We start from the raw sequence: 21,550 nt of genomic DNA, 5'->3' as shown, positions 1-21,550 counted from the left end.
ATAAAGAGAATTTCGGGTAATGATGATGAAAGTGGAGTTAAGTTGTAATCTACTTATCCAAGGTGAGTTAAATGTCAATCACAGCTGATCAACTTAATACAGCTTATCGAAAGCTCAAGAGTTATGTTTATTACGATAAAACAGACCTTAAGCTTAGACAAAGGCTTGCAGCGTTCGAGTGTTCTAATGAGTTTGATGAAAAATTACAAGCAGTTTTATTCGTCGTCAACAGTTTAACCCCCTCAAGTCATCCACAATTTCAGGATTGGCTTCAGAAAATCACCTTTAGAGTTGTTCCTAAAAAAATCAATTGGGATGGAAATGAGTGTGAATTAACAACTGGTAAATTCATTACTAATGTAACTTCAACAGACAAAATTGAAGTTGAGAAGGTCAATTATTTCTTCGATGGCCCTATAGAACTGCATTTAATTGCAGTGATATGGATTATGCAAGAAGGCCTGCTACTTGATAAGCAACTTGGAAATGAATGTTGTGGCTCAAGATTAAACACTTCGGTATTCAAAAACGATGATGATTCTCTTGGGTTGTTTCAAAAGTACCATGAGCAATATTCAAGATGGCGTGATAATGGCATAAAAAAAGCAAAGCAATTACTTACCGAAGATAAAGTAAACGTCGCAATACTTGGACTTGATATACAAGAGTATTTCTATCGCATCCGACTTGATTTTGATTCTATAAAAAAATCAATTTTGGAATTTAAACTGGCAGATGAAGTTAACACGAGTTTTAACTCAGCCTTGCCTTTAACTGATTGTATTAGAGAAATTTGTTTAGTTTATCGACAAATTATCTCGCCATTCTTGCAAAACTCGCACAAGGACATAGAGGATATTGACACAGGCCTTCCGATCGGATTTTGTCCCTCAGTGATTCTAGCTAACTGGTACTTGAAGTGCTTCGATGACGTTATCATTCAAGAGTTACGACCTGCTTATTATGGGCGTTATGTTGATGATATTTTAATTGTTTTACCTGCCACAAAGAATCCACAGAAACAGGATACGAATCCTGTTTCTGCTTTTATCGAAGAACATTTAATAAAGCATGGGTTGCTTACAAACCCAATCAATCAACGCTACCAATTATTAAGTCGGCCTGGATTATATTTGCAACAAGGTAAATGCATCCTTCAATACTTTGACAGAAATCATTCAATTGCTGGGTTAGAGAAGTTTCAGAAAAAATTGGAACAAAACGGTAGTGATTTTTTATTAATGCCCGTGGATGAAGCAGATAACTCGATTGAGGATGTTGCATATGAAATCATGTATGAAGGCTCCGTCAATAAGTTTAGAAGTGTCAAGGGGATGGCGGAAAACCGTTATGAGTTGGCTAAGCATTTGGCAAGACAGACGATACTGCATTTGCTAACTGATGACAGACCTGATGCCACAATCAGTTTAGGATTAAGAAGATTTTTTAAAGGTAAAAACGCGATTGAGTTTTTTGATTTATGGGAGCGTGTTTTCACTTTCTTTGCAATTTCGGATGACCCAAAGGCTGCTAAAGCTTTTGACAGTCATTTAACATCTGAAATAAAAAAAGTAAGTACTAACAGTGGAGTTGAAATCAAAACATTATTAATTGATGGACTATTAGCTCATCTTGAACTAGCAAAATCAATGTCTCAGGCATTGTGTGAATCTGATTGGGGTTTTGTTGAGTTAATACCAGGTTATGAAATTGAAGTTTTAAGAAACTCAAATCTCATCCGACATCATTTTATTAGAAAGCCTCTGCTGAATTATACAAATTACTCAGGGCCAATAACTACATGGAAAATTGACAAACCAGTTGATATTGATAAACGCAAACTTGAATTGTCTCCAAGATATATAAATTTTGACGAATGCATGCTACTTGCATGCAGTAGAGATGTTGAGTTGAAGGGTATGCCCCCTTTTCGTTGGGCATCATACATATATGAAATAGCAAATAGAAGAGACCCAGAAGGCATCGAATGGCAACTTGAATTTAATAAGGGGCCCGGTCATGACGATTAAGTTTGATACAGTCAAAGTAGGTTTTGAGTCACCAGACTTACATAAAAAAATTCAAATTGCTTTAGCAAATATTCCAGTATGGATATCAAACATTGAATCTAGTTATTTAGAAAAGCCAAATCATACGAAGGAAAGGCTAAAGCCAATATCGGAGCTTTTGAATAGCGTATCAAGGTGGCATGGTTCAAACGGTGAAAAGATTGATTTATTAATATTTCCAGAGGTGAGTATTCCTCATGCATGGGAAAGTATGATCGTTGCATGGGCAAGAAAGCATCACATTGGTGTGATTTGTGGTTTAGAGCACAATGTGGTGGCTGGAATTGCCTACAACGATATATTAGCCGCCTTGCCATTTAAAACCACAAGTAAACATTGGGCATGTGTACCCATTAGACGTACGAAAAGAATTTACTCGCCTAATGAGACTTTTGTTCTTGAAAACGAAGGTTTACAAGTTCCATCAACCAAGGATAAATATCATCTGTTCCAATGGCGCGGTGCTAGCTTTGCAATCTACAACTGCTATGAACTTGCCAGTATCGAAGATAGGACGATATTTAAAGGCAAGGTTGACTTTATTGTGGGGTCTGAATATAACAGGGACGTTTCATACTTTTCTAATATTGTAGAGTCAGTGTCTAGAGACTTGCATTGTTTTGTTGTTCAGGTTAATGGATCACAATATGGTGATTCTAGGGTGGTAAGTCCATCCAGTTCGGAGAAGATGAATCCACTTGGAATAAAAGGTGGCGACAATCTTACTTTTTTGACTATGAGTCTAAATCTTAAATCATTGCGCAATCATCAAAGAAAGGGCTACGGTCTTCAAAAAGATTCTGATGACTTTAAACCTACACCACCTGGATTGGATATTAAAGACGTGAAAGCAAGAATCAATTTAGGCAAATAAAGAACTTTATAATCTCTTACCCATTCTCCGATAGCATTGTGAAACTTAAAGGCGATGAACAAAAGTTAGTTAGACCTTGCATATATTAGGAATGAGCCACTATTGTGGATGATTTGCAATTAATCACTTATACAAACACATTTAAACCAAAGCTGTTCAAGTATTTAAATCCGGAAACGTTGTTGAGTTATGGTGTACCACTGGATTAGTTTTGAGTTACATTCCAAGAGTCAGAATTCAATCATATTTATTGATGGGCTAAATGTGAGCTATGAATGGGCCATGGCCCAAAAAGAAATCGGCATCCATCGCTGGAAGCCTTTTAGGTATTGGTGGTGAAAGGGGGGCTTGAAACCTAGACTCCGGATTAAATGCCTTGTGATTTAACCATCCGACTAGATTTCAAAGATTTTATTTAATTTCTATTGATATACGAAACTATGTCCGCCAAGGATGCTTAGGCACATCACAGACACCAGCCACATTTACACCAGCTTGCGCAACTAAGTGATCATTCTCAACCGTATCTCCACTGACGCCAATTGCACCGATCAACATACCTTCTTCATCCACAATGGGTAACCCACCTGGGAAAGTAATCAAGCCATCGTTGGAGTGTTCAATGCCGTATAAAGGCGAACCAGGGACTGAAAGCTTGCCGATTTCGCCTGAGGGCATGGCAAAGTAGCAGGCGGTTTTTGCTTTTTTGATGGCGATATCAATACTGCCGACCCAGGCATCATCCATTCGAGTGAAACTTTTCAGGTTGCCACCAGAGTCCAGTACGGCGATACACATCTTGACGCCGATTTGTTTGGATTTCTCAACTGCTTTTTCAATGATTTCTTGTGCGACTTCAAAGCTTACGTGCATGTGATTCCTTATGGTTAATTGATTGGTATCAATGTGACTATGCCCACAGGTTTAAATTCATTTAACTTTGCATGCGCTTGAAATAAGGTGCTTTGCAGAAGGTAGCGATAAATAAAAACGGCTCCCATTGCTGGAAGCCGTTTTTGTATTTGGTGGTGAAAGAGGGACTTGAACCCTCGACCCCAGGATTATGAATCCTGTGCTCTAACCAGCTGAGCTACATCACCAGATTTGAAAGACCGCGATTATAGCAGTTGTATCAGGGCACGACAACAACCCTTTGTGACCTTTTTTACTACGCATTTTCTTGAATTTTGTGGAGAGGGTTTTCAGGGGATTCATTTTGGGAGTATGCTAAACCGTATAAATCAATTAAAACTCGGGGATGCGATGAGCGAGGCTGTCAGCAATCACAGCGGGGTATTGCATTTGGGCAAGGTTTTTGCCGATGCTTTGCGGATGCGGGATGCGTATACGCGCTTGCATAGCGACCGTGTGATGGCGCTTTCTCATGGGATTGGGCTGGATATTGGTTTGAGCCGCCATGAGCTGGATGCCTTGGAGTTGGGCGCTTGTTTGCATGACATTGGCAAAATTGTGGTGCCGGATGCTGTATTAATGAAGCCGAGCAAGTTGAATGCGGAAGAGTTTGCCATCATGCAGACGCACCCGTCGGTGGGGGCGAATTTGATTGAGGTGTATGAGCATAAGGATGCACAGCGGATTGCGGACATCGTGCGTTATCATCATGAGTGGTTTGATGGCAGTGGCTATCCTGGCCATTTGGTTGGCGAAGCGATCCCGTTGTTGTCACGCATTGTGACGGTGGTGGATAACTATGATGCGATGGCGGTGCGGCGCGTGTATCAGGAGGCGCGGCCACACGATGAAATTTTGCGCATTATGGAGAGTGAGTCTGGCAGCAAGCTGGATCCCGAGTTGTTCCAGCGGTTTGTTAAGGTGATTCATGATCCACGCTATGCCGAGTTCAAGGCGTCGTGAGGCATAAAAAAGGCTGGAAATCTCCAGCCTTTGATTTTCTAGCTTGATACGTGGTTAGACGTTGAATCTGAAGTGCATGACGTCGCCGTCTTGCACAATGTACTCTTTGCCTTCGAGGCGCATTTTACCGGCTTCTTGCGCGCCTTTTTCGCCTTTGTATTGCACGTAATCGTTGTAGGCAATCACTTCGGCACGGATAAAGCCACGCTCAAAATCGGTGTGGATGACGCCAGCGGCTTGTGGTGCAGTGGCACCTTTTTTCACGGTCCAGGCGCGCACTTCTTGTACGCCGGCGGTGAAGTAGGTTTGCAGGCCCAGCAGGTCATAGGCGGCGCGAATGACGCGGTTGAGGCCGGGCTCTTCCTGGCCGAGTTCTTGTAAAAATTCGAGTTTATCGGCATCGTCCAGCTCCGCGATTTCGCCTTCAATTTTGGCGCAGATGGTGACGACGGGGGCTTTTTCGGTTTTGGCCAAGGCAAGCACTTTGTCTAAATGCGGGTTGTTTTCAAAGCCGTCTTCGGTCACGTTGGTGATGTACATCACGGGTTTGACGGTAATCAGGCACAGCGGCTTGAGCAAGTTGAGTTCTTCGGCATCCAGATTGAGGGTGCGCACGGCTTTGGCTTCGTTGAGGCAGGGCAGCACTTTATCCAGCACTTTGATCAGGGCAATGGCGTCTTTGTCGCCGCTCTTGGCTTTTTTGCCTTCGCGCTGCATGGTTTTTTCAACGGTTTCCATGTCGGCCAGCGCCAGCTCGGTGTTGATCACTTCAATGTCGGCGAGTGGGTCTACCTTGCCTGCGACGTGAATCACGTTGCCGTCTTCAAAGCAACGCACCACGTGGGCAATGGCGTCGGTTTCACGGATATTGGCAAGAAACTTGTTGCCCAGGCCTTCGCCTTTGGAGGCACCTGCCACCAAGCCGGCAATGTCCACAAACTCGACGATGGCTGGTTGTGTTTTTTGTGGTTTGACGATGTCGATCAGTGGTTGCATGCGCTGGTCGGGGACTTCTACGATGCCGACATTCGGCTCAATCGTGCAGAAAGGATAGTTCTCTGCGGCGATGCCCGCTTTGGTGATGGCGTTAAACAGGGTGGATTTGCCTACATTAGGCAGGCCGACAATACCGCATTTCATAATGGATGAACCTTAGCGTGAGAATTGCCGCAGTGTGAAGTTGCGGCAAAGAGTCAATAAAACCAATATTTTACCGTTAGTCACAAGATAGAGCTAGAAACAATCTTGATTTGACTTAAATCCTGAACAGGATTAACTTTTAAACTCAAAAATAAATTCATCGCATGACCGGGGGATGCTGGTGTGTGTCATGCGACTTCCTGACGAAGGAGGATAGATGTTTCGTATTCGGATTGCATCATGGCAGCAACTGCTGACCTCGCGCTGGCTGGCCCTGGTGATTTTGGCCTGTGGCTTGCAGCTGACTGTTTTGCTGTGGATGAATGCTCGTGAACATGCGGAAGCCTTGCAGGCGGTCAAGTTCCGGCAGGCGGTGTTGTCAGCGACTGAGGCTGTCCAGCACCGTATGGACGCTTACCGCGAGGTGTTGACCGGGGTTGAGCATCTTTATCTTTCTTCGCAGTTTGTTTCTTCCAAAGAATTCCGCGAGTATGTCAATGATTACACGCAAAGTGACCAGTACGGCAGCTTGAATGCAATAGGCTTTATCAAGTACATCCACCTCAATTATCCAGAGACGTTTAAAGACCTGGAAACGCCAGTGAAAAGTCTGCTCGCCAGGCTTGAGTTTGTACAGGGCGATGATGAGCTGGCGCCGGTGCTGTATATTGAGCCGCGGAATGACCAGAATCAGGAAAGTTTGCTTAAGAATACCTTTCTGGATGCGCGGCTGCGTGCTGATTTGCTGCAAGCCAGCGAAACCCAGCAAATCGTGATGTCGGGCCAGTCTACCGGTAGTCCGCAGATGGGGCATCCGTATTTCTTGCATGCGCCGGTGTACCACGGGCGGCCGGATGAGATTTCTGAGACGGATCGCCGTCGCATGTTGAACGGCTGGGTGTTTTTGCGCTTTGATGTTCATGCCTTTTTGGCGGAGGCCTTGCAGGTGGTCGAGCTGCGGCAAGTGCATTTTGATGTGTTTGATTTGAATGGCAAAGAGGGGCAGACACCGCTTTACCATAGCCCGAGCGGGGAGGAGGCACATCCCCATGAGCATGCCGCCCGCTTTAGCGCCGCACAAACCATGAATATGCATGGCCATTTGTGGAGTATGCGCGCGCGGTCTACCCCGGCCTTTGAGGCGGTCACTGATTTGCGCGAGGCCAATCAGGTCGCCGTGATGGGCGTGCTGACCAGCGTGTTGCTGGCGGGGCTCGCCTATTTATCCATGGTGCGCAGCCGTGCACGTGAAACCGTTGAGAAATATAGCCAGGCCTTGACCAGTAGTGAGCAGCGCTGGAAGTTTGCGATGGAAAGCACCGGCGATGGTGTCTGGGACTGGAATGTGACTGACTCGCGCGTGGTGTTTTCTGATCACTGGAAAAGAATGTTTGGTTTTGCGCCGCATGAACTGGCGCATAACCCGGCCACTTGGCAACAGCGGATTCATCCGGAAGATATCGAGTCAGTACAAGCCCTGCAACAACAGGTGCTGGATGGCGAACGTGAGCAGTATGCGATTGAATACCGCATGCTCTGCAAGGATGGCAGTTGGAAGTGGGTGTTTGACCGGGGCATGGTATTGATGCGTGACGAGGCGGGCAAGCCGACACGGATTCTGGGCACGCTGGCCGATATCTCCAAGATCAAGCAATCAGAAGAGGTGGTCTGGCAGTTTGCCAATGTGGATACGCTGACTGGCTTGCCTAATCGGCGCATGTTTTTCGAGCGCCTGGAGCAGGCGCTGTTAACGATTAAAAGCAGCAGCCAGAAGTTGGCCATTATCTTTCTCGATTTGGACCGGTTCAAAGAGGTCAATGATACACAGGGGCATGATCAGGGCGACCGTTTGCTGATGCAGGCGGGTAAACGCTTGTCGGCCTGCGTCGGCAACAAGGATCTGGTCGCTCGCCTGGGCGGCGATGAGTTTGTGCTCATGCTCGGCGATGCTACTGCGGGCTATGTTGAGGCCCTGGCGCAGCGTGTATTGCAGACCTTGTCGCAACCGTTTCAGCTGGATGATACGCTGGCTTATGTGTCTTCCAGTCTGGGGATTGCCATTTTTCCGGATGATGCCAGCAATAAAGAGGATCTGATGAAGCGGGTGGATCAGGCCATGTATGCCTCCAAGCAAAAAGGCGGCAACTGCTTTACCTACTTTACGCCACGCATGCAGCAGCACGCTGAAAACCGCATGCGCTTGTCGCACGACTTGCGCCAGGCGATCACCAACCAGGAGTTTTTTCTTGAGTACCAGCCTGTGGTGAATTTGCAAACCAACCAGGTGGTCAAGGCGGAGGCGTTGTTGCGCTGGCAGCATCCGGTCAAGGGACTGATTCCGCCCATGGAGTTTATTGGCATTGCCGAAGATAACCTGCTGATTGCGCCGATTGGGGAGTGGGTATTTAAAACCGCCATTGCGCAATGCAAATCCTGGCGACTGTCCTTGCATCCGCAGTTTCAGATGGCGATTAACAAGTCGCCTGTGCAATTTGCGCCGGATCATCGCAAGCAGGAGGACTGGTTGTCAGAGATGGGGCAGCACCCTGAATTCAATGGCATGGTGGTGATTGAGATTACCGAGCGCTTGCTGTTGGATGCCAACACGCACGTCAGTGAGCGGTTGGCGCAATACCGGCAAGCGGGGGTGCAAGTGGCTCTCGATGATTTTGGTACCGGCTATTCTGCGTTGTCCTACCTGAAAAAATTCTCGATTGATTACGTCAAGATTGACCGTTCCTTTGTGCGTGAATTGGGGGTTTCCAGTCAAGATGGTGCCTTGTGCCAGGCCATTATCGTCATGGCCCACAGCCTGGGCATGCAGGTGATTGCCGAGGGCATCGAAAACCTGCGCCAGTTACGCATCTTGCAGGAGATGGGCTGTGATTTTGGCCAGGGCTATTATTTCTCACCGCCATTGCGTACTGAGGATTTTGTGGCCTGGTATCAGTCTTGGCAACGCCAAACCGTCATTTCTACACGCCATCCATAGATTGGCGTCAGAGTTATTTGCTGTGCAACTGCAGCATGGCTTTTTCAAACTGGCCTTGCGCCAATAATTCGCTGATGCCACTGGCTTTAATCAGGCTGTCATCGATGGCTTGCTGCTCATCCTTGCCGGCGGCTTTTAATACAAAATTGACGACTTCGGCCTTGTTGCCCGGATGGCCGATACCGATACGCAAACGCCAGTAATCCGGCGTGCCAAGTGTGGCATGAATATCGCGCAAGCCATTGTGACCGCCATGACCGCCGCCGAACTTGAGCTTGGCCTGGCCAGGCGGCAAATCCAGTTCGTCATGCACGATCAGAATTTCGGCCGGGGAAATCTTGTAGTAATGGGCGATGGCGGCGACCGCTTTGCCGCTGGCGTTCATAAACGTGGTTGGCTTCAGTAACCATTTGTCGCCATGCGGTTGCCATTTGCCGGCGATACCAAACAGTTTGGCCTCGGCCGTCAGGCGGCTACCGGATTGTTGTGCCAGCAGGTCTACAAACCAGAAGCCCGCATTGTGGCGGGTCATGGTGTATTTATCGCCAGGGTTACCAAGGCCTGCAATCAGTTTTATTCCACTCATATTCACACGCTAAGCAAATGTAGGAGGGTGCGATACGCACCAAAAAAAACGCGCACATGACTGTGCGCGTTCATTGTAGCGGATAACCGCCTGAGCCACTTAAGCAGCAGGGGTTTCTTCTGCTGCTTCGTCGCTACCACCACGTGGTTTGGCAATGGAAACCACAGCCGCGTCATCACCGTGAGCCAGTTGTACAAACTCGATGCCTTTTGGCAGTTTGATTTCTGACAGGTGGATGGCGTGACCCGCTTCCAGGTTGCCCAGGTCCACTTCGATAAACTCTGGCAAATCTTTAGCCAGGCAGCTAACGTCAGCTTCAGTCTGGATGTGTGAAATGCTGCCGCCGCCTGTTTTAACACCAGGAGCCACTTCTTCGTTCACAAAGTGGAATGGCACTTTCACGTGGATTTTCTCAGTCGCGGATACGCGCTGGAAATCGATGTGCTGAATGGTATTGCGTACTGGGTGCAGTTGGTAGTCACGCAACAAAACGCTTTCAGCCTTGCCATCCAGCACCAGGCTCAGGATGGAAGCGTGGAACGCTTCGTGACGGAATTGCATGAACAATTCTTTGTGGTCCAACTCGATAGACACAGCAGCTTGATCGCCACCATAAACAACACCAGGCACGTTGCCAGCGCGACGCAGGCGGCGGCTCGCACCCGTACCTTTAACGTCACGTTTGACGGCTTTAATTTCGATACTCATATGAGACTCCTAAAAACGCCCGAAGGCGGTACTGCACTAAAAACTGCAAGCCGCGACCAGCTTGCAGCACAAAAACTTAATTCATGTATCAAGAAAAATAGTTTATAGACGGTTAATCCATAAACAGGGAAGACACAGATTCTTCCTGGCTAATCCGTTTGATGGTTTCTGCCAGCAATGGCGCCGCACTCAGTTGGCGGATTTTGCTGCAGGCTTGCGCCTCTGCATTCAGCGCGATGGTGTTGGTAACGACCAGCTCATCCAGTGCTGAAGCAGAAATGCGCTGACCCGCGCCCCCGGACAAGACCGGGTGGGTGGCATAAGCCACCACCTTGGTCGCACCGCGATCTTTCAAGGCAGCGGCAGCTTCACACAAGGTGTTAGCGGTGTCCACCATGTCGTCCATGATGACGCAGGTGCGGCCTTCAACCTCGCCGATAATGTTCATGACCTTGGCCACATTGGCCTTCGGGCGGCGTTTGTCGATAATTGCCAAATCCGCATTCAGTTGTTTGGCCGCAGCACGCGCACGCACCACACCACCCACGTCTGGCGAGACCACGACCAGGTTTTCGTGATTCAGCGTGACCAGGTCATCGAGCAAAATCGGCGTGGCATAAATATTGTCGACCGGGATATCAAAGAAGCCCTGAATCTGATCGGAGTGCAAATCCATCGTCAGCAAACGGTTCACGCCGACACTGGTCAGCATGTTGGCCACTACTTTGGCCGTAATGGCAACACGGGCAGAGCGTGGGCGTCTGTCCTGGCGTGAATAACCCAAATAAGGAATGGCAGCGGTAATGCGGCCGGCGGATGAGCGGCGCAGTGCATCAACCATGACCATGACTTCCATCAGGCTGTCATTGGTCGGGTAGCTCGTGGATTGCAGCACAAACACATCGCGGCCACGCACGTTTTCCAGCAGTTCCAGCATGATTTCACCGTCAGAAAAACGGCCGACATCGGCACGCCCCAATTCAATGCCCAAATGCTGAGCCACTTCTTGTGCCAGTACCGGATTGGCGTTGCCGGTAAATACCATCATGTTGGCGTTACTCAACGTTGTACCCTTTTTGCGATGACGATGTCTTGAAACCTGCGCCCATGCGCTTGGCTGGGCGCTATAAAAAATTTAAGCGTGTAAATCGTAAAATCTACACGCTTATGTTTGGCTGAGGAGGAAGGATTCGAACCTTCGCATGCCGGAATCAAAATCCGGTGCCTTAACCAGCTTGGCGACTCCCCAAAAAACTTGTCTTTAACACACTTGTTGTGTGGCTTGGTCACCGTCAGTGACCGAAGCAAAAAGCGGATGGTATTCTAACCCTTTTGCCCAAAAACCAGAAGTGTTTTCTGGTCTATTTGCAATTAACTGCTCCGCTTTTTCTGCACTATCCACGGCCACAAACACTGAAGCGCCGGAACCACTCATACGGGCATCGCCGTATTGTTTTAACCAGGCCAGCGTTTCGCCAACTTGAGGATAAAGCATGCAAACAACCGCTTCCATATCGTTTCTGGCTTGCTGCCAGAACGCGCTGGAATTAGCGCCGTTTGAAAAGTCCGCTATTCTCAATGGTTTCGAGTCTCTTGTCAATGCTTGATGTGCAAAAATTTGTGCGGTGGGCACGGCCACCTGCGGCGTGAGTACCACGTAATATTGATCGAGCAGTGGGGGTGGCAGTGAAACCGCAGATAATTGTTCGCCGATACCCTCGGCCCAGGCGGGCTGGCCAAAGATAAAGACGGGCACATCTGCACCCAGGCTAACGCCAATCTGCATCAACTGCTGCCGGGTGTAGCCCAACTGCCATTGCTGGTTGAGTGCCATGAGGACGGTGGCCGCATCCGAGCTGCCGCCGCCTAATCCACCGCCCATGGGCGTACGTTTATCACAGCCAATGTCGGCGCCCAGAGTGCAGCCGCTGACTTGCTGTAAATGGCGGGCAGCACGGATGCTAAGGTCTTGTTCGGCCGGGACGCCATCCAGCGGATTCATGTGGAGAATTTGCCCGTCCTGACGTGGGCGGATGTGCAAGGTGTCGCCGTGGTCTAGCAGTAAAAACAGGCTTTGCAGGGTATGGTAGCCATTGCTGAGGCGACCAGTAATGTGCAAAAACAGGTTGATTTTGCAGGGGGCAGGGTAGCTCAAGGTATGCATGGCCGCTATTGTAAAGCATGCCTGCCTGCTTGTGAGGCTTATTCAAGGACCATGCGGCCTTGGCTGTCCTGCAGCGGGCGCTGGTTGGGCGCACCGATGGCTTGTTGCAGGCTGGCCAACTGGAACTTGGAAACCTTGAGCGCTTCTTTCATGATCACCCATTGCACGCCTTCGGTACAGGGCGGGGCTGTCAGCGAGCCACTGTAGCGGTAGTAGGCAGGCTTGACGGGCATCAGGTCGGCCGGCGTGACACGGATGGTCAGCGGTTTGCTTTGCTCTTTATCTTTGGGCATGCTGCCTAACAGCTTCTCTATCCCAGCATGGGCGTTCCCTTCTTCTATCATGATGGCAATAATCACACGGTGTCCGGCTTTGTCTTCATGCACCATTTGCATCTCGGCGGCATAGGACTTCTGTTTGACCTGGTGTTCGCCAGGCATGTGCACACTAATATATTTGAGCTGGTACGGTTTCTGGTCTAGCACCATCATGTTACCGCTGCCCGCATCCAATACCAGGCTGTGGTCCTTGAGTGCAATATTCTTGATCGGGAATTTTTGCAGTCGCTTGATCGGTTTGAGGGCGGCTGTGATCGTATTATCCACGTGGATAGGCGATTGCTGGCTACCTGCATTACAGACGGCAAATTCAGGATTCAGACTACCCCATTTGTCTGGACCGTGCTCACCACTGTAGGCCCAGGATTTGTCATCCGCGGCACCGGTTTTGTTCTTGTCTTTAGGTTTCTGATGATCAGCTGCTGCCTCTGTTTTTTCAGGCTTGCCCGTTTTCGCCGCGTCCTCTTTGGACTTGGCAGTGGTTTCCTTGGATTTAGTCGCACTGGCTTCTGTAGCCGTTACGTCTTTAGCCGGCTTGCCGTCAGCCTTTTTGTCGGCCGGTTTGGCAGGTGCTGCATCTGCTGCAGGGGCAGGCTCGGCCACGCTGTCTGGTGCAGCGGGCTTGTCTTTGCTGCTGGCAACGGCAGGCATGACCGGGTTGGCGGCACGTTTGGCTGCCGCTTCAGCGCGTTGCTTCTCTTTGTTCTGCCACTTGCAGACGTACTGCTGCGTGATCTCTACCTCGGAATCCGGTAGGGGCTCAATAAAATCTGCCTGTTTTGCAGTAATGCCCGCAGAGTAGACCAGCTCTTCCCCTTCGTACTGGAACACTTGAATAGTGGCTGCCTTGCGCTTGTCGCAATCAAAGTACCAGAGCGCTTTTGCATGGGTGTAAACGCGGTCTACAGACTCTATGTTTTTTTGAGGTTGGCGGTAATCAACCTTGATCCAGGCTTTGACATAGGGTTTTTCTTCGAGCAGCGACTGCTTGTCTATCATGAGTTGGCTATCGTCCGTTTTTTTGATCGACAGCCATTGTGCGGCCACGCTGTACCCAGGCAAACTCAGGCCCAGCCACAGGCAGGCCAGCAGCCAAATTCGAAACGAGAGAGAGGTAAACAGATTGCAGCGCATACTGGCATTATCGACGGCATGGCCTGAATCTTTAACGCGAAAGCTGTTAAGGGGCCCGTATGCTTTGCGTGTTAATGACGGCGCGGATCCGCGCCGTCATTGCTGCGTGGCGTAGCTTACCAGTGTTGAATGACCAGCTTTAGCCGGACATCTTGCTGCTGCAAGCGTGTGATGTGCGGTAGGGATGACTGCACGCCTTGCAATTGAACCTCACGGTAATCGTCGTAATCGATTTGCCATTGGTCCTGCATGAGGCGGGCAGGCTCACCCTGCGCAAGATAGCTGGCCTGGAACGGGCTATTGATGTGCGGAGCTCCCAAAATCCATTGGCTTAACCCGGTCAAAGGCAGGCGCCAGCCTAACAACTGCGCTGTCAGGCTGGAAACATCCGCCGCCTGGTGCGTGTTGCCACTTTGGTCGGTGAGGGTGACGCTGTGCGCACTGCGCTCGATGAGGGCTACTTGCTGGCCGAGCGGGCTAAAAATACGCAGGGTATCCAGTGCCGGGCTGTGTTGCCATTCCAGCCTGGCAGTGTAGCCCTTGCCCGCATATTGCACGGCCAGCTTCGCCTCCACGTCAAAGGATTGCACGGCTTGCAGTGTGGCAAACCTGTGCTGGGCCGCGGGCGGCACGCTGGTTTGAGTAGGGGCGATGGCCTGGCTGGCGCAGCCTGCCAGCAGACTCAGTAATAACCAGATGGCAAAAGCTTGGGCCAGCCTCGCTAGCGCAGGTGTGGACGGCATACAAACACTACAGGGCGGATTTCAGTTTTTGCGCGACTGCGACCAGAATCTCGTTGCCGGGGTTGGCCGACAAGGCCTGATCCAGAATGCGTTGTGCTTCTTCACGTTGGCCTTGTTTCCAAAGTACTTCGGCCAGGTGGGCCGCAATTTCAGGATCTTGCTGAATGGCATAGGCGCGGCGTAGCTCTTCGGTGGCACGCGACAAGTCGCCCAAACGGAAATAGACCCAGCCCAGACTGTCCATGATGTAATGATCCTCCGGGGAGAGCTTGGTGGCGGTTTCAATCAGGCTCTTCGCTTCAATCAGCTTGATATTGCGGTCTGCATAGGAATAGCCTAGCGCATTGTAGGCAGCGGCAAAGTCCGGCTTCATTTTAATGACCCGGGTCAGCGTGTCTTCCATGATGTCATATTTACCCTTGCGCTCGGCGCTTAGGGCGAAGTCGTACTGCAACTCGGGGCTTTCCGGGAAGGTTTTGGCGGCTTTTTCAAGCAGGGTGTAGGCTTCATCGCCGCGTTTGGCCTGGCTCAGCATGAGTGCCTGGTTTTGAATCACCAGCGCCTGTTGCTCGGGCGTCAGGCCATCCACATTGTCCAGCATGGTAATCGCAGCATCGACACCGTCGCGGCGGGCAATAATGCCGGCGGCGGCCATCCGTGCGGCCAGGTATTGTTCGCCATCGGTGATTTTGTCAAACCATTGCAAAGCGCGTGCATCGTCTTTTTGCTCGATGGCTGAGCGGCCCAGGTTGAAGTAGACCTTGTTCGGCTCCTTGAAGCCGACTTCGAGCGCGTGTTCCAGGTAGCGATCGGCGAAAGTGTATTCTTTGGCGTCCAGCGCCAGCAGGCCCACAATCACGTTCATGTCAGGATTGTTCTGGTGGCGTTCGAGCAGCTTGGTGAACTCTACCTTGGCTTCGGTGGTGTTTTTTTGCAAGAGCAAGGCGCGCGCTAACGATAGGCGGATCTGATCTGACTCAGGATAGGTCTTTAAAAAGTCGCGGTAAAATGCCATGCCTTTCTGGACATCTTTTTCCATCAGCATTTGCCCGTAAATCTGCGCGGGCGGTTCCCAACCTGGGCGCAGCTTGGACGCTTCTTTGAGCTCCGCTTTCATGAGGCTCTCGTCGTGCGCAAAGTAAGCGGCTTGCGAAATGGCAAAGTGGGCTTCAGCCAGCTTGGGATAAGGCTTGGCAAGCTGTTGTATGGTTTTGAGCACGCTGGTTTTGTCGGTGATACGTACCATCAGGCTGTTGAGTTCCATAAAGGCATTGGCGCGAATGTTTTCATTGGCCAGCACTTTCTGGATCTGTGGAATCGCTTTTTCGAGGTTGCCATTGGCAATCAGCAACTGGCTGGCGGTTTGGGCTGCCGGGATAGAATCCGGGGCCAGCTCAGACCATAATTCGGCAGAGGGCAGTGCCAACTGTGGTGTGCGGGCAATGGTTGCCGCCTGTGTGGCGCGCTCGGCGAGCAAAGGGTCACGCGTTTGTTTGGCCAAATCCAGAAACAGTTGCCCGGCCAACACAAATTCGCCACGTTGCGCGGCCACTTCACCTAGCAGGTATTTGTAGACAAACTCTGCGGTGGGGGTGGTAATGGTGGGGGTGCCGCTGGCAGACCAGGCCGGGCTGCTCATCAACGCCAGCCATAATGCCAGTGTCGGACGGCGTAATGACGGGGTTTTCAAGTTGAGGCGGCGGGTAAGAGGCATACTGGATTCCTGTTTAAAAAGAGGTTGCATGAATGATGTCGTCACTGGGGCAGAAGGGGCGCTTAATCCGTCTGGAATTTTAGTTTAGTCCGTGACAGTTGCTGCAAGTTCATCCATAATGTGCGATTTGTAACTAAATTGTAATCGGCGTTTAAACACAGGTGAAAGCGTCGTCTACAGCACTATAACTTTTTGGTGAAATATTTGTCTAGGGATTTGCGGTCTGGCGCTGTAAAGTCAGGCTTGAAAGCATCTTTCCCAGTCGCGAGGTATGTGAAGAAATCATGGCAAATTTGACAGTTGAAGCAATTGAATTGACCCGTTTGTATGGCGGACGTGCCGCCGTCAGTGATGTGACGTTCAGCCTGCAGCAAGGCCAGGTGCTGGGCTTTTTGGGGCCAAATGGCGCCGGCAAGTCCACCACGATGAAAATGTTGACGGGCAACCTCGCGCCGAGTGCAGGCAGCGTCAAAATCTGCGGTATCGACATGATAGAGCAGCCCAAAGAGGCAAAAGCCTTGATCGGGTACCTGCCGGAAATGCGCCCTTTATACAAAGAATTTACGGTAGACGAGTACCTGACCATTGCAGCCAGACTGCACAACGTCTCTAGCAAACACATTAAAAAAGCGGTGGAACATGCCAAAGAGCGTTGTGGCCTGACCCACATGAGCAAACGCTTGATCGAAAACCTGTCCAACGGCTATCAGCAACGCGTAGGCATTGCCCAGGCCATTATTCATAACCCTATGGTAGTGATTCTGGACGAGCCGACCGTGGGCCTGGATCCGATCCAGATTCGTGATATCCGCGCCTTGATCAAGGAAATCGGCCAGGCGCACAGCGTCATCGTCTCTACCCATATTTTGCCCGAAGTGGAAATGGTCTGTGACCACGTGCAAATTATTGACAAGGGCAAGCTGGTGTTTAATGGCGGCATTGATGTGCTCAAGCAGCAGCGTATTGGTAACAAATTGCTGGTTGGCCTGCGTAACCCGCCGCCAGTAGCACAATTGGCTGCAATTGCAGGCGTGGCCGAAGTTGAGCCTGCCGAGGGCATGTGGCGTATCCGTTTTCATGAAGGCAGCCAGCCGCACGAAGCGATTGTGCAGGCGGCTGTGCAGCAAGGCTGGGGCCTGTTCCACATTGCGCCCGATCAAACCAGCCTTGAGGATGTGTTTGTACAATTGACTTATCACGAGGCAGACGTTGCAAAAGCAGCTTAAGTCGATTTAGAGAGCATAAAGTATGTTGAATATTGCAAGAAAAGAACTCAAGAGTATGTTCGCCTCGCCCATGGGGTGGATTATTCTGGCCCTGCTGACGTTTTCGTTTGGCACTTACTACCTCAATGGCGTGAATAACTACTTTGAAGTCATGTCCGGCTCCATCCGACCGGCCGAGCGGATTGGGGTCACGCAGTTTGTCGGGCAAACTGTCTATGGCCTGGCCTCCTTCATTATGTTATTTGCCGTGCCTTTGCTTTCCATGCGCCTGATTTCAGAGGAGCGCCGCAGCCAGACACTGCCATTTTTGTTCAGTGCGCCGTTGTCCATCAGCGAAATTGTGATGGGCAAGTTTTTAGGCCTGGTGGTCTTCCTGAGCATTCTGGTGGTTTACATCGGCGTGATGCTGACAACCTTGAATATCTGGTCAGATATTGATTTTGGCTATATTTTTGCCAACTCGCTGGGCCTGTTGCTGCTGGTCTCCAGCTTTGCCGCGCTGGGTCTGTATTTTTCCAGCTTGACGGCACAGCCGATCATTGCCGGCATTTTGAGCTTTATTGCCTTGTTTGTGCTCATGATTCTGGACCGCTTTTTTGCCGGCGACCCGACCAGCACCATGCTCAAGTTTTCGTTGATGCGTCACTTTCAGTCATTTGCCGGTGGCTTGATTGATACGGCTGACCTGGCCTATTTTGGCTTGTTTATCCTTACCTTTATTACCCTGACGATTCGTCGTCTGGATGCAGATCGTTTGCGCGGCTAAGCCCGCGTTGTTGTCGAGTTTGAAAGCACTATGAAAATTAACAGTAAGTTTAGATGGCAGCTGCTGGCGCAAAACTGGATGTTTGTGCTGGTGTTTCTGGCGCTGGTGGTGATGTTGGGCTACTTGTCCAGCCAATACCGCTGGGCCAAGGATATTACCCAGGCCAACCGCAACATCCTGACCCAGGGCAGTGTCAATGTGCTCAAGCAGATGGATGGCGACATCAATATCACCGTGTTTGCCACCAATGATGACGCCAATAACGGCGACACTTTCCGTAAAGGCATGCTGGATTTTGTTGCACGCTACCAGCGCGAAAAGAAAAATGTATTCATCAAGTTTATCAACCCGTCTGAAGAGCCCAAGATGGCGCAGGAGGCCGGGGTAAAAGTTGACGGTGAAACCATCGTCGAATACAACAAGCGCAGTGAACATATCACGCCACCGTTTGCCGAGCAGGAAATGACCAATTTGCTGGTGCGCCTGTCGCGTACCAACAACCAGCCGGTCATGTATCTGGATGGTCATGGTGAGCGCCTGTTGCAAGGCGTCAAGAATCATGATCTGGGCGAGTTTGGCAAGCAACTGGAAAGCAAGGGCTTCAAGTTTGCCAACCCGGATCTGACTATTGCCCAGGACGTGCCCGCAAATGGCGCCATGCTGGTGATTGCGGCACCGCAAGTGGATATTTCTGCGGTAGAGGCCAAAAAAATCAAGGCGTATATTGAGGCAGGCGGTAACGTGTTGTGGCTGCTGGATGACGATAATCTGCATGGCTTGCAAGAAGTGGCTGACTATCTGGGCATCAAAGTGTCTGCGGGTATTGTGGTTGACCGCGCTGCCGAGCAGTATGGTGCCGATCCGAAAATGGCGTTTGCCAGTCTGTATGGCGATCATCCGATCACCCGCAACTTTATGCTGCGCACCGTGTTCCCGGAAGCGCATGAAGTCGATGGCCAGGCCTCGGATGATCTGGGCTGGAAAGTCGGGCGCCTGATTGATGTGGCACCGAATGGCTGGCTGGAGTCAGACAAGATTCCTGCCGGAGCACAGAACCTCAAGGTGCGCTTTGATCAAGGCAAGGATAAAGCCGGTCCGATCAATGTGGGCGTGGCGTTAGAGCGCCAATATGGCAAAAAAGGCCAGCGCGTCGTGGTGATAGGCAATGCCAACTTCCTGGCCAATACCTTTATCACCAACGGCGGCAATCTCGATTTGGGCATCAATATTATCAACTGGCTGGCAGGCGATGACCGTTTGATCACCATTCAGCCGATGCCGCTCAAGGATATCAACGTCACGATTCCCGCCACTGATCAGGGACGGCTGGTGGCCTGGAGCGTCTTTCATGCCTTCCAGTATTTCATTCCGGTCGGGTTGTTTGTGGCAGGTTTGTTCTTGTGGTGGAGACGCCGCAAGGCTTAATGCCTGGTGAGCTGAGGGTGGAGTAGGTCAGTCATGAAAAAAAGATGGTTATTGAATCTGTTGTTACTGGCGGTGGTAGTGGGCATTGCGGTGTTTTTGCATTTGCAACCGCAAGCGCAGGCGCCCGCGGCCAAGTTTGAAGTCTCCACGCTCAAGATGGCAGACTTTGATGCCGTCAAAGCTGAGTTTCCGGCCAAAGCGCCCACGGTCTTTGAAAAGCAGAATGGCTACTGGATGATGCGTAAACCCTATGCGGCGCGTGCCGACCAGGCCTCGGTGCAGCGCATCATTTCGATTATCGCCGCTACCACGGCCACCAGATTGCCACTACAGGATGCGTCTAAATATGGTCTGGATCAGCCCGTGTTGAAGCTGACGCTGTCCGGCGCCAAAGGCGACCAAGTTTTTAGTTTTGGCACCTATAATCCGGTAACCGAGGAACAGTATGTGGGCTATGCCGGACAGGTATATTTGCTGGCTGGCCAGTACAGCGAGGCCGCGTCTACCCAACCGATTGAGATGGTCGATAAAATGCCTTTGGCACCCGCTGAGCGCAAACAGTTGGCTGGCTTTGACCTGGCGCATCTGGAGCAGTGGGAAGCAAATGCCTTGAAAGTGCAGTTGGCGACTGACGGCAAATGGGCGGTGAATGACCCCAAGGCTAAACCTACGCAAAATGAGTTGAATGAGTGGATGGATTTTAGCTGGGTGCAGGCGCAGGCGGTCTCGGTAGAGTTTTACACCCCAGACCGCAAGCAAACTTATCCTTCTTTTGAGGTGTTGCTGCGGGATGGCAAGAAAATCCACTTTGAAAAATTGCAGGAATCGCCGGAGTACCAACTGGCACGTCCAGATGAAGGCATTATTTATCACTTTAGTAACGACACGGGCTTTACCATGGTGAACCCGCCCATCAATCTCCAGAAGTAGCATGCCTGAATTACCCGAGGTTGAGGTCACGCGCCGCGGCTTGTTGCCGGTAGAGGGCGCGTTGATTGAACAGGTCACCATACGGCATCATGGCTTGCGCTGGCCGATTCCTGCCGACTTGCCGCAGCACCTGCAAGGGCAGCGCTTGCTCAAGCTGACGCGCCGGGCAAAATATATTCTGGCCGAGATCGGCACCGATGCGACCGCGGGCGTGTTGTTATTACACTTGGGCATGTCTGGCCGCCTGTGCTTGCTTGAGCGCGATTTCCCCGCAGAAAAACATGATCACTTTGATATCCGTTTTACCGATGGCCGGGTGATCCGTTTGCGTGATCCGCGCCGATTTGGTGCCGTGTTGTGGCTGGGGCAGGATCCACTGCAACATGCGCTGCTGAATCGTCTCGGACCGGAGCCGCTTGAGGCTGGATTTAACGCCCAATATCTCTACCAGCAATTACACACGCGCAATGCGCCGATCAAGACCACTATCATGGATGGACATCTGGTGGTGGGGGTCGGCAATATTTATGCGAGTGAATCACTCTTCCGAGCCCGGATTCATCCCGAAACGCCTGCCAAGGCGTTGACCGAGGCGCAGTGTGCCTTGCTGGTACAAGAAATCAAGGCGACGTTGCAGTCGGCACTCGCGGCGGGGGGCAGTAGTTTGCGCGATTTTTTTGGCGCAGACGGCAATCCAGGCTATTTCCAGCAGACCTATACGGTCTATGGACGCACCGGAGAGCCCTGCCGTATATGCGCCCGCCCGATTCAGAATATCCGCCTTGGGCAACGTTCAACGTTCTATTGTGCGCATTGTCAGCCCAGACCAGCGGAGCTGGGCTTGATAAAGCCTTGATCAAGCAGCC

The 21,550-nt window shown here is 50.7% G+C and carries 18 protein-coding genes and 2 tRNA genes; 9 read left to right on the top strand and 11 right to left on the bottom strand.

Translation table 11 applies throughout. The features are described 5' to 3' along the window. Nucleotides 1–71: 71 nt before the first annotated feature. Together GOC95_RS04830 and GOC95_RS04825 are read left to right on the top strand one after the other, a co-directional pair. Nucleotides 72–2,030, top strand: coding sequence for a reverse transcriptase domain-containing protein (locus tag GOC95_RS04830; protein ID WP_275356108.1), 1,959 nt, complete (start codon nucleotides 72–74; stop codon nucleotides 2,028–2,030). Beyond that, nucleotides 2,020–2,943, top strand: coding sequence for a hypothetical protein (locus GOC95_RS04825; RefSeq protein WP_275356107.1), 924 nt, complete (start codon nucleotides 2,020–2,022; stop codon nucleotides 2,941–2,943). The genes GOC95_RS04830 and GOC95_RS04825 overlap by 11 nt, the downstream gene beginning before the upstream one ends. Nucleotides 2,944–3,381: 438 nt before the next feature. Here the strand turns inward: GOC95_RS04825 and GOC95_RS04820 are convergent, their stop codons facing one another. Further along, on the bottom strand, nucleotides 3,382–3,816 hold the full coding sequence (locus GOC95_RS04820; RefSeq protein ID WP_275356106.1) for a heme-binding protein: 435 nt from the start codon (nucleotides 3,814–3,816) through the stop codon (nucleotides 3,382–3,384). A gap of 150 nt (nucleotides 3,817–3,966) precedes the next feature. Beyond that, nucleotides 3,967–4,043: transfer RNA gene (locus tag GOC95_RS04815), tRNA-Met, on the bottom strand. A 124-nt stretch (nucleotides 4,044–4,167) separates the two neighbouring features. Between GOC95_RS04815 and GOC95_RS04810 the strand changes: the two genes are divergently transcribed. Next, nucleotides 4,168–4,818, top strand: coding sequence for an HD domain-containing phosphohydrolase (locus GOC95_RS04810; RefSeq protein WP_228518773.1), 651 nt, complete (start codon nucleotides 4,168–4,170; stop codon nucleotides 4,816–4,818). Between the two features lie 54 nt (nucleotides 4,819–4,872). On the opposite strand, the gene ychF is transcribed toward GOC95_RS04810, so the two are convergent. Beyond that, nucleotides 4,873–5,958: a redox-regulated ATPase YchF gene (gene ychF / locus GOC95_RS04805; RefSeq protein WP_194748399.1), complete on the bottom strand. Its 1,086-nt coding sequence runs from the start codon at nucleotides 5,956–5,958 to the stop codon at nucleotides 4,873–4,875. Nucleotides 5,959–6,175: 217 nt separating this feature from the next. Here ychF and GOC95_RS04800 point away from each other — a divergent pair, with 217 nt between their 5' ends. Continuing rightward, entirely contained in the window at nucleotides 6,176–8,950 is a 2,775-nt protein-coding gene (locus GOC95_RS04800; protein WP_275356105.1) for an EAL domain-containing protein, read from the top strand. A 13-nt stretch (nucleotides 8,951–8,963) separates the two neighbouring features. On the opposite strand, the gene pth is transcribed toward GOC95_RS04800, so the two are convergent. The 8 genes from pth to GOC95_RS04760 form a co-directional block, all read right to left on the bottom strand. Further along, nucleotides 8,964–9,536: an aminoacyl-tRNA hydrolase gene (gene pth / locus GOC95_RS04795; protein WP_275356104.1), complete on the bottom strand. Its 573-nt coding sequence runs from the start codon at nucleotides 9,534–9,536 to the stop codon at nucleotides 8,964–8,966. A gap of 99 nt (nucleotides 9,537–9,635) precedes the next feature. Further along, nucleotides 9,636–10,244, bottom strand: coding sequence for a 50S ribosomal protein L25/general stress protein Ctc (locus GOC95_RS04790; protein ID WP_194748393.1), 609 nt, complete (start codon nucleotides 10,242–10,244; stop codon nucleotides 9,636–9,638). Nucleotides 10,245–10,356: 112 nt separating this feature from the next. Beyond that, entirely contained in the window at nucleotides 10,357–11,292 is a 936-nt protein-coding gene (locus GOC95_RS04785) for a ribose-phosphate pyrophosphokinase (protein ID WP_194748486.1), read from the bottom strand. Nucleotides 11,293–11,416: 124 nt separating this feature from the next. Further along, a tRNA-Gln gene (locus GOC95_RS04780) sits at nucleotides 11,417–11,493 on the bottom strand. A gap of 12 nt (nucleotides 11,494–11,505) precedes the next feature. Continuing rightward, a complete protein-coding gene (gene ispE / locus GOC95_RS04775) occupies nucleotides 11,506–12,408 on the bottom strand; it encodes a 4-(cytidine 5'-diphospho)-2-C-methyl-D-erythritol kinase (RefSeq protein ID WP_275356103.1) in 903 nt (300 codons plus the stop codon). A 38-nt stretch (nucleotides 12,409–12,446) separates the two neighbouring features. Then, a complete protein-coding gene (locus GOC95_RS04770; RefSeq protein ID WP_275356102.1) occupies nucleotides 12,447–13,880 on the bottom strand; it encodes a carbonic anhydrase family protein in 1,434 nt (477 codons plus the stop codon). Nucleotides 13,881–13,996: 116 nt separating this feature from the next. Continuing rightward, nucleotides 13,997–14,623 (bottom strand): lipoprotein insertase outer membrane protein LolB, encoded by a 627-nt coding sequence (lolB, locus tag GOC95_RS04765; RefSeq protein ID WP_275356101.1) that lies wholly within the window; start codon nucleotides 14,621–14,623, stop codon nucleotides 13,997–13,999. Between the two features lie 7 nt (nucleotides 14,624–14,630). After that, complete coding sequence (locus tag GOC95_RS04760) at nucleotides 14,631–16,337, bottom strand: tetratricopeptide repeat protein (RefSeq protein WP_275356100.1); 1,707 nt, start codon at nucleotides 16,335–16,337, stop codon at nucleotides 14,631–14,633. 284 nt (nucleotides 16,338–16,621) lie between these two features. Between GOC95_RS04760 and GOC95_RS04755 the strand changes: the two genes are divergently transcribed. From GOC95_RS04755 to mutM, 5 genes are read left to right on the top strand one after another with little or no spacing between them, the layout of a single operon-like run. Then, nucleotides 16,622–17,563, top strand: coding sequence for an ATP-binding cassette domain-containing protein (locus GOC95_RS04755; RefSeq protein ID WP_275356099.1), 942 nt, complete (start codon nucleotides 16,622–16,624; stop codon nucleotides 17,561–17,563). Between the two features lie 22 nt (nucleotides 17,564–17,585). Next, complete coding sequence (locus GOC95_RS04750; protein ID WP_194748387.1) at nucleotides 17,586–18,329, top strand: ABC transporter permease subunit; 744 nt, start codon at nucleotides 17,586–17,588, stop codon at nucleotides 18,327–18,329. 30 nt (nucleotides 18,330–18,359) lie between these two features. Continuing rightward, on the top strand, nucleotides 18,360–19,754 hold the full coding sequence (locus GOC95_RS04745; RefSeq protein WP_194748386.1) for a GldG family protein: 1,395 nt from the start codon (nucleotides 18,360–18,362) through the stop codon (nucleotides 19,752–19,754). A gap of 33 nt (nucleotides 19,755–19,787) precedes the next feature. Further along, nucleotides 19,788–20,684 (top strand): DUF4340 domain-containing protein, encoded by an 897-nt coding sequence (locus GOC95_RS04740; RefSeq protein WP_194748385.1) that lies wholly within the window; start codon nucleotides 19,788–19,790, stop codon nucleotides 20,682–20,684. Between the two features lies 1 nt (nucleotide 20,685). Beyond that, a complete protein-coding gene (gene mutM, locus GOC95_RS04735) occupies nucleotides 20,686–21,540 on the top strand; it encodes a bifunctional DNA-formamidopyrimidine glycosylase/DNA-(apurinic or apyrimidinic site) lyase (RefSeq protein ID WP_275356094.1) in 855 nt (284 codons plus the stop codon). Nucleotides 21,541–21,550: the final 10 nt, after the last annotated feature.

The sequence above is a fragment of the Methylophilus sp. YYY-1 genome, from assembly GCF_029132825.1.
In the GTDB taxonomy this organism is placed as follows: Bacteria; Pseudomonadota; Gammaproteobacteria; order Burkholderiales; family Methylophilaceae; genus Methylophilus; species Methylophilus glucosoxydans.
Note: the sequence above shows the minus strand (reverse complement) of the source record. Positions and strands in the feature narration are given on the sequence as shown.

Coding starts and splice junctions, on each gene's coding strand:
- GOC95_RS04830 (WP_275356108.1), top strand. CDS start 72: ATGTCAATCACAGCTGATCAACTTAATACAGCTTATCGAAAGCTCAAG.
- GOC95_RS04825 (WP_275356107.1), top strand. CDS start 2,020: ATGACGATTAAGTTTGATACAGTCAAAGTAGGTTTTGAGTCACCAGAC.
- GOC95_RS04820 (WP_275356106.1), bottom strand. CDS start 3,816: ATGCACGTAAGCTTTGAAGTCGCACAAGAAATCATTGAAAAAGCAGTT.
- GOC95_RS04810 (WP_228518773.1), top strand. CDS start 4,168: ATGCTAAACCGTATAAATCAATTAAAACTCGGGGATGCGATGAGCGAG.
- ychF (WP_194748399.1), bottom strand. CDS start 5,958: ATGAAATGCGGTATTGTCGGCCTGCCTAATGTAGGCAAATCCACCCTG.
- GOC95_RS04800 (WP_275356105.1), top strand. CDS start 6,176: ATGTTTCGTATTCGGATTGCATCATGGCAGCAACTGCTGACCTCGCGC.
- pth (WP_275356104.1), bottom strand. CDS start 9,536: ATGAGTGGAATAAAACTGATTGCAGGCCTTGGTAACCCTGGCGATAAA.
- GOC95_RS04790 (WP_194748393.1), bottom strand. CDS start 10,244: ATGAGTATCGAAATTAAAGCCGTCAAACGTGACGTTAAAGGTACGGGT.
- GOC95_RS04785 (WP_194748486.1), bottom strand. CDS start 11,292: ATGATGGTATTTACCGGCAACGCCAATCCGGTACTGGCACAAGAAGTG.
- ispE (WP_275356103.1), bottom strand. CDS start 12,408: ATGCATACCTTGAGCTACCCTGCCCCCTGCAAAATCAACCTGTTTTTG.
- GOC95_RS04770 (WP_275356102.1), bottom strand. CDS start 13,880: ATGCGCTGCAATCTGTTTACCTCTCTCTCGTTTCGAATTTGGCTGCTG.
- lolB (WP_275356101.1), bottom strand. CDS start 14,623: ATGCCGTCCACACCTGCGCTAGCGAGGCTGGCCCAAGCTTTTGCCATC.
- GOC95_RS04760 (WP_275356100.1), bottom strand. CDS start 16,337: ATGCCTCTTACCCGCCGCCTCAACTTGAAAACCCCGTCATTACGCCGT.
- GOC95_RS04755 (WP_275356099.1), top strand. CDS start 16,622: ATGGCAAATTTGACAGTTGAAGCAATTGAATTGACCCGTTTGTATGGC.
- GOC95_RS04750 (WP_194748387.1), top strand. CDS start 17,586: ATGTTGAATATTGCAAGAAAAGAACTCAAGAGTATGTTCGCCTCGCCC.
- GOC95_RS04745 (WP_194748386.1), top strand. CDS start 18,360: ATGAAAATTAACAGTAAGTTTAGATGGCAGCTGCTGGCGCAAAACTGG.
- GOC95_RS04740 (WP_194748385.1), top strand. CDS start 19,788: ATGAAAAAAAGATGGTTATTGAATCTGTTGTTACTGGCGGTGGTAGTG.
- mutM (WP_275356094.1), top strand. CDS start 20,686: ATGCCTGAATTACCCGAGGTTGAGGTCACGCGCCGCGGCTTGTTGCCG.